A 5,881-nucleotide genomic window follows, 5' to 3' on the forward strand; every position below is an offset into this window, starting at 1 on the left:
CGACTACCCCGATGGACGGATACGAGAACCTGTCAGCGGCGCAGCAGTGGGTGACGCGCTTCGTGCAGTGGTACAACCACGAACACCGCCACAGCGCCATACGGTTCGTCACCCCGGGGGAGCGGCATGCCGGCCTGGATAACGAGGTGCTGGCAAGGCGAGACGCCATCTATGCCGAGGCGAAACGGCAACATCCCGGGCGGTGGAGCAGTGCCACCCGCAACTGGACACCGCGCCGGACAGTCTGGCTGAACCCCGACCAGGAAGACCCGCTGGTTCAACAGGATCAGCGATTAGAAGCCGCCTGATTACAGGTTCCAACAAGCTTGACAGACATCGCTCCACGGATACCACCAACTACACCTCCGGCAGTCTGGGCGTGCAAACGCTGCTGGATGCCGTCCCAGAACTGGCCGATGTCGCTGACGTGACAGGCGAGCAGATCGCCAATACCGGCAGCAGCAACATCAATCAGGAAATCCTGCTCAAGCTGTCCAAGGCCATCAATGAAGCATTGGCCACGGATGCGACGCATGGCGTGGTCATCACTCACGGCACCGATACCCTGGAAGAGACAGGCTTTTTCCTCGACCTCACTGTCAATAGTGACAAGCCTGTCGTGATGGTCGGTGCCATGCGCCCGGCCACCGCCATCAGTGCCGATGGCCCGTTCAACCTGCTGGAAGCGGTCACTCTGGCGGCCGATGATGGGGCGGAAGGTCGTGGTGCCATGATCGTACTCAACGACCGAATCGGTTCGGCGTATTACACCACCAAGACCAACGCCATCATGATGGATACCTTCAAGGCCACCGAGCAGGGCTATCTGGGTGCCTTCGTCAGCGGCAAGCCGCACTTCTACTACACACCGGCAACACCGACCGACAAGCCGCACTTTGATGTGACCTCTCTGGATGGCCTGCCGAAGGTCGATATCGTCTACGCCCATCAGGACATGGACCCGGCACTGTTTACCGCAGCGCTCGACAATGGTGCCAAAGGCATCGTGATTGCCGGCAGTGGCAATGGCTCCATCCCCGATACCCTCAAGCCGCTGGTCAAGCAGGCAGTGGAAGATGGTATCCCCGTCGTACGTAGCACCCGTACCGGCAATGGCATCGTCAGCGCCAAGGAAGAAGGTATCGGCAGCGGCGCCCTGAATCCCCAGAAGGCCCGCATCCTGCTCTCACTGGTGCTGACCGAGACAGATGACATGGACAAAGTGCGTGGATACTTCGAGTAAGCAGACAGCAAAACATCTCATGGCCTGACTTGGCTTGAAACTCACCGGAAACGCAAAAGGGGCTGCCAATGGCAGCCCCTTTTGCGTTCAGCATGGCCTATGGGCTCGTGCCCCGTACTAACATTGCTCCTCAGCATCCTCCACTTTCAAAGCCTCATATCCCCCACCAGACTTGCACGTACTGTCATATTTTGAGATTGACGTGCCATACCCCATCGAATGACTTGGCATAAATATCATCATAGTCAATCACTTACATATCTCTGGTCAATTTCTTACATCAACTATCGTCAGATACCTGTAACAAACATGCATATTTACTAATAAAGTATTAGTATTCTCATCAATCGAGAATGAAAATCATAACCATCGGCAAGCGCAGACACAGAGGAAGGCAGGCAATGAAAGATAGTGATTCAGACATAGCGGTAATCACGCAATTCTCGTCATCATTTCCGAATCAGTCAGATAGAAAGACCGTGTCATTTTTCGGTCGAAGCCACCCTCTCTACAAAGACGTTCTGAAGATGCGTGATGAACATCATGGGGCCGCCAAGGCATACGTGATGAAGCACAAGAATCATGACGATGTCATCGATAGCAATAGTCAGCATATCTGCCTGGTGGATACACAGCGTGATGCATTGATGGGATGTATCAGAGTGACGCCTGGGGGTCTTGAATCAAGAACCCTGTTTGATCAGAACGACAAGGTCAGCATCCCCGAAGGAGCTATCTACGAGTTCAGTCGCCTTGTAACAGACCCTAGTGCGAAACGATTTGCCCACGGCAACCTGCTGATGGCGGCAGCAGCCAGACATGTCAAAGCCAACAAGGGGGATGGCATCCTCGCCTTGTGCAAGCGCTCCAACATGAAGATCTTCAAGCGCTTCGGATTACTCCCCATTCATGAGTCGACCTTGCAGACAGAAGAGAACATGGGCGAGCTTTATATGGTGTACGCCAGCATGGAGTCCATCATGAAGACATCCCAGAAAAGAGTGAGCACGACACCGGTGCCCAGCCCATTACCCACGCCATCAGTGGTGTGATGCCTGTCACCAGCACAAGGGGCAAAATGTCAATGTGATAGGTCGCCCCGCTCGTCATGTACAAAACCTGGCGGTGTCAAAAGAGCCCCTGGTAAACCTCTTCCGTCTTACCCCACTTTCCCCTTGAAATATTTCATGGGATAGATCATCATCAAATGATAATGATTATCAAAATCATGTAGATCTGCATCTGTACAGCGCTTACAAGGAGTGACCCATGGATCAGTGGAAGTTCGAGACGACAGCGGGAAATGCCCTATTTGATAAAGGCCAGTACCACATCGCTGAGCACCACTATCTGAGCGCGTGCCTACGCGCTGACACTCTGCTTGAGCCCTGGAAAGACCCTGAAGGAGCGGTAGTGGCACTGGTGGTGAGCTATCAGAATCTGGCGGATCTCTATCGCGCTCAAGGCCACCACCAGCAAGCCTTGGAGGCACTGCAAACAGTGCACGCTCGCCTCTCTCACGCGCTTGCATTGCCAGATCTTTCATACGAACGACAGCAAGCGTTACTGCGTGGGTCGGGACAAGCCCGTCTCGACATCATGAACACTGTTCAATGGCTGGGTGTCTCTACCCAGCGTGTCAGTCAAGCACGCAATACCAAAGCTGATTACTAACCTGCACCGCAACAGGAGGCAAGGCATGAAGAAAGCGCTCAGCATTAGTAGCCTATTGATATTGGCCATTGCCAATACTGCTCAAGCTCATCCGGGACATGATCACAGTAGCTGGACCAGCCCTCTTACCCATACCTTGTTCTATGGATCAATCGCGGCAGTCGTGGGAACTGCTTTCTATGTCATGCGTCAAGCCAGACTGAAGCGTCAACGCAGTGAACAAAAGGATCGTCAGTTATGATGTATGCCCTGCTCCGCACCGTTGACCGCCTGGTCTCACTCCCTGCGGCCTCCGCGCATTGTGATATCCCCTGCAAGATCTATGACCCGTCCGCTGCTCAGATCGCCGCCCTCAGTGTGATCCGCTTCATGGACCTCATCAATGAGCTGGGCCAGAAGGACAGCCTGACGCTGGCAGACCAGGCCTTGCTCGCCCGTCTGGTGGAGCAGAAGGAAAGCCACGCCGAGAAAGCCAAGCATGAGATCCGCATCATCTGGGGCGACTACATCAAGCAGCCTCAGCGTGACGCCTATCCGGACATCGATGCACTGGTCCACAGCATCATGCTGGCCGGCTCTGCCTGCAAACAGGGCATCGAGCGGGACAAGGGCGAGAAACTGCTGACCCTCATCAATGAATTCGCCGCGGCGTTCTGGGATACCAAGGGACTCACCACCTTTACCGCCACCTGCCCGTATCCGCCGTCTGAAACTGTCGTCTATCCGAAGCTGGACTGATTCAGCGACATGATGCGCCAAAGAACTGATGAAGAGTGAATTGATCAAGAGTGAACGGATGCCCTTCGGACTCTATCGCGTCAATGGACTCAGCATGTCTCCCGGCCTTGCGCCGGGAGATTATGTCGTCACGCTGAAACGCTGGAGATCGCGCTATCGCGTCGGGGATATCGTGGTGGCACGGCACCCCCACTATGGCCGCATCATCAAGCGCATCCGTGAGATACAACCAGATGGCATGCTATGGCTGGAAGGTACCCATCCGGACAGTACGTCTTCTGAGAAGATGGGAGCAATATTTAATACATACGTGGATGGCCGAATAATATTCAAGACAACCTTATAAAATCATCATAAAAAGCTTAATCCTCGCAATATTTCACTAAAGCTACTATCTTGGCTTCAGCTCTACCTAGTTCATTTTTTGCATATTCCACAAACCCGCTTCTAGCAATATTGTGGGAAAAAGGTTCATTATTTTGTTTTGCTTGCAGTCCTTTGATCAGCCCCGAGTGTATATGCTTGAGCATTGAAAAACCTTCATATCCATTCTGAACTGATAAAAATAATGGTTTGCTTAATTCAGCCACATCCAGCACCACTTTATGATATACATCATTAGAACTATGAGGAATCGGTCGACAGATATGCAGTTTATCGTCTAACTCACCAACTAAATATTCATTACCCATCTCTCTAATCGAGAGCGAGAAATTCGCTTCACCTTCCTCTTTCTCAAGCGCTTCAATTTCATTTAACATTGAAAGCATGCTAGTCAGTGAGTCTAAGTTTGCCTGTGACTCATTAAGTATCAACAGCTTACATGCACTAATTTTTCTCTTCCTGACAGCAATATCGTTCCTGTAATCTAAATATTGCTTTAGTAAGAATAGCAGAAAGCCCGAAGCTATTGTCCAAAATAAGTCTACCTTTACACTCGAGATAAAACCCGATAACCATTCATGCAAGTAATATAGATTGGTCACGGTAGCATCCTCGAATAAACAAACACTTAAATTAAAATATAAAAAGCAGCAACACCGTACAAGCCAAAACGTTAAAAATTTGAGCCAAAAATAAGTATATTACTATTACCTTATCGCTTGCCTTATACAAGATAAAGCTTATCATAGACTTCACAAACCTCATAGTCTTAACCATACCAGTAAAAGTCTAAGAGTAGTCATAAACAAGCACCTTTTGACCTAGTGCATTGAAATTTTAGCCGGGACTCACACCATCTTCATCAGCCTCAGCGCGTCATAGATCGCTGCATGGGTATTGCGGGTCGCGTCGCCGATGCGGTAGAGCTGGAACTTGCCCTCTGCTGCGCGCTCGGTGTGCTCAGGGCTTGGGCCGTCTGCGGGCTGGGCGATTCCTTCGATCAAGGTGTCTTATTCCACTGCCCTGCCATTGTGTGAGTGGGGTTTAAGTTCGAAGTAGAGATCTTCCATCGGACGGGAACCGTAATTCACCACGACTTGATCAACGAGTCACTGATCCACGAAAGGCCTATGTCCTTGCCTTGCGCCATGGTAGCTTGATCTAGTCATCTCGGCTTGGCTATCGATTGCATGAGGTTCAATCATATTCAAGAACATGAGATCGTCGACTCATAGCGATAAAACTATATTCGTAGCTCAACAAGCTAACACAAGATTCCTTATTGAAGCGCAGAGATATCCTATGTGTATCAACAACAAGACAACGCCTATAAAAATCCAGAGCGCCACAATAAATGATTGCTTTGAAGTTGCCATACTACACGTCAAGACATGGCAACATGCATACCGCGGCATGCTCCCAGAGTGCTATCTCAATTCTTTATCCGTATCAGACCGTGAGATAATGTGGCGTCGTATGATTAAGCAGCAATCAGCTCAGTTGCTGGTCGCCCGCATTGCTGAACAGATTACTGGATTTGTCGCCTTTGGAGCCTCAAGAGATAAAGATGCTTCCATCGATCGATCTGAAATCTGGGCGATTTATGTTGCGCCTGAATCATGGTCCATGGGGATAGGCCATTCTCTGTGGGTCAGTGCTCAGCAGGAAATAATCGCCAAAGGTTATACCTCAGCCAGTCTATGGTTACTTGCAGATAATGAAAAAGCACTGAGATTCTACGAGCGAGTTGGCTTCACCCCGGCTTATTCATGAGGCCGACCTGAAAACGAAGGTGGCGAGTGGTTTTCTCTTGTAGAATCATGATGTTCCTGCCAGAACACG

General features: G+C 50.6%; 10 protein-coding genes. 8 read left to right on the plus strand and 2 right to left on the minus strand.

Annotation, left to right across the window (positions count from 1 at the left end):
• From BF12_RS22140 to sodX, 7 genes are all read left to right on the plus strand, one after another.
• Window positions 1-308: integrase core domain-containing protein (locus BF12_RS22140; protein WP_035160534.1), on the plus strand; the 308-nt coding region annotated here is incomplete at its 5' end.
• The gene (locus tag BF12_RS0117080; protein WP_024953324.1) at window positions 203-1,243 is read left to right on the plus strand and encodes a type II asparaginase; all 1,041 of its coding nucleotides are present in this window, start codon (window positions 203-205) and stop codon (window positions 1,241-1,243) included. The genes BF12_RS22140 and BF12_RS0117080, both read left to right, overlap by 106 nt.
• Before the next feature lie 401 nt (window positions 1,244-1,644).
• A complete protein-coding gene (locus tag BF12_RS0117085; RefSeq protein WP_156941214.1) occupies window positions 1,645-2,295 on the plus strand; it encodes a GNAT family N-acetyltransferase in 651 nt (216 codons plus the stop codon).
• 217 nt (window positions 2,296-2,512) lie between these two features.
• Window positions 2,513-2,917: a DUF2753 family protein gene (locus BF12_RS21365; protein ID WP_024953326.1), complete on the plus strand. Its 405-nt coding sequence runs from the start codon at window positions 2,513-2,515 to the stop codon at window positions 2,915-2,917.
• A 25-nt stretch (window positions 2,918-2,942) separates the two neighbouring features.
• Window positions 2,943-3,158, plus strand: a complete 216-nt coding sequence (locus BF12_RS0117095; protein ID WP_024953327.1) for a hypothetical protein — start codon at window positions 2,943-2,945, stop codon at window positions 3,156-3,158.
• The gene (gene sodN / locus BF12_RS0117100; protein WP_024953328.1) at window positions 3,155-3,655 is read left to right on the plus strand and encodes a superoxide dismutase, Ni; all 501 of its coding nucleotides are present in this window, start codon (window positions 3,155-3,157) and stop codon (window positions 3,653-3,655) included. The genes BF12_RS0117095 and sodN overlap by 4 nt, the downstream gene beginning before the upstream one ends.
• Window positions 3,656-3,713: 58 nt before the next feature.
• A complete protein-coding gene (gene sodX / locus BF12_RS0117105) occupies window positions 3,714-4,001 on the plus strand; it encodes a nickel-type superoxide dismutase maturation protease (RefSeq protein ID WP_024953329.1) in 288 nt (95 codons plus the stop codon).
• A 16-nt stretch (window positions 4,002-4,017) separates the two neighbouring features.
• On the opposite strand, the gene BF12_RS0117110 is transcribed toward sodX, so the two are convergent.
• Window positions 4,018-4,641, minus strand: a complete 624-nt coding sequence (locus tag BF12_RS0117110) for a hypothetical protein (protein ID WP_024953330.1) — start codon at window positions 4,639-4,641, stop codon at window positions 4,018-4,020.
• A gap of 246 nt (window positions 4,642-4,887) precedes the next feature.
• Window positions 4,888-5,043 (minus strand): hypothetical protein, encoded by a 156-nt coding sequence (locus tag BF12_RS22535; RefSeq protein ID WP_211242489.1) that lies wholly within the window; start codon window positions 5,041-5,043, stop codon window positions 4,888-4,890.
• Between the two features lie 298 nt (window positions 5,044-5,341).
• On the opposite strand from BF12_RS22535, the gene BF12_RS0117125 reads away from it, so the two are divergent.
• Window positions 5,342-5,812 (plus strand): GNAT family N-acetyltransferase, encoded by a 471-nt coding sequence (locus BF12_RS0117125; protein ID WP_051511131.1) that lies wholly within the window; start codon window positions 5,342-5,344, stop codon window positions 5,810-5,812.
• Window positions 5,813-5,881 lie beyond the last annotated feature (69 nt).

It is taken from the genome of Cobetia crustatorum (genome assembly GCF_000591415.1).
In the GTDB taxonomy this organism is placed as follows: Bacteria; Pseudomonadota; Gammaproteobacteria; order Pseudomonadales; family Halomonadaceae; genus Cobetia; species Cobetia crustatorum.

Bases quoted from the DNA above. Each gene is read 5' to 3' on its own strand.
- BF12_RS0117085 (WP_156941214.1), top strand. From the start codon at position 1,645: ATGAAAGATAGTGATTCAGACATAGCGGTAATCACGCAATTCTCGTCA.
- BF12_RS21365 (WP_024953326.1), top strand. From the start codon at position 2,513: ATGGATCAGTGGAAGTTCGAGACGACAGCGGGAAATGCCCTATTTGAT.
- BF12_RS0117095 (WP_024953327.1), top strand. From the start codon at position 2,943: ATGAAGAAAGCGCTCAGCATTAGTAGCCTATTGATATTGGCCATTGCC.
- sodN (WP_024953328.1), top strand. From the start codon at position 3,155: ATGATGTATGCCCTGCTCCGCACCGTTGACCGCCTGGTCTCACTCCCT.
- sodX (WP_024953329.1), top strand. From the start codon at position 3,714: ATGCCCTTCGGACTCTATCGCGTCAATGGACTCAGCATGTCTCCCGGC.
- BF12_RS0117125 (WP_051511131.1), top strand. From the start codon at position 5,342: ATGTGTATCAACAACAAGACAACGCCTATAAAAATCCAGAGCGCCACA.